Annotated in this window: 1 pseudogene; it reads left to right on the top strand. The window is 60.3% G+C overall.

The annotated features are described in order from the left end of the window. Positions 1–826, top strand: a pseudogene (locus A3730_RS03125) (ATP-binding protein); the annotation flags it as partial.

The raw sequence follows: 826 nt of genomic DNA, 5'->3' as shown, positions 1-826 counted from the left end.
GGCCGCGGCATGCCTGTGGACATGCATCCGGTACAGAAAAAACCGGGTGTGGAAGTGATCCTGTCTACCCTGCACTCCGGGGGCAAGTTCTCCAATAACAACTACCAGTTCAGTGGTGGCCTGCACGGCGTTGGCGTGTCGGTGGTGAACGCTCTGTCCACCAAACTGGAGATTCTGGTCAAGCGCGATGGTCAGCTGCACCGCATGGAATTCGGTGATGGCGAAAAGCGCAGCGATCTGGAAGTGATCGATACGGTTGGCAAGCGCAACACCGGCACCACCTTGCGCTTCTGGCCCGACGCCAAGTATTTCGATTCGCCGAAAATGTCGGTGACTCGCCTCAAGCACCTGTTGCGGGCCAAGGCGGTACTTTGCCCGGGCCTGCTGGTGACGCTGGATAACCAGCTCACCGGCGAGAGCGACGCCTGGCAATTCGATGATGGCCTGATCGAATACCTGCTGGAATCCAGCCGCGGCTGGGAGCGCGTACCGCAGGAGCCGTTCAACGGTGCCATGAGTGCGGAAACCGAGGCGGTGGATTGGGCGGTGACCTGGCTCCCGGAAGGCGGCGAGCTGATTCAGGAAGCCTATGTGAACCTGATCCCCACGGCCCAGGGCGGCACCCATGTGAATGGCCTGCGTTCCGGCTTGTTGGATGCCATGCGCGAGTTCTGTGAGTTTCGTAATCTGCTGCCCCGTGGGGTCAAGCTGACCCCGGAAGATATCTGGGACCGGGCAGCCTTCGTGCTCAGCGTGAAAATGCAGGATCCACAATTTGCCGGGCAGACCAAGGAACGGTTGAGTTCCCGCCAGACCGCAGCTTTTG

The organism is Alcanivorax sp. HI0044, assembly GCF_001634945.1.
This window is presented reverse-complemented; position numbering and strand designations above follow the sequence as displayed.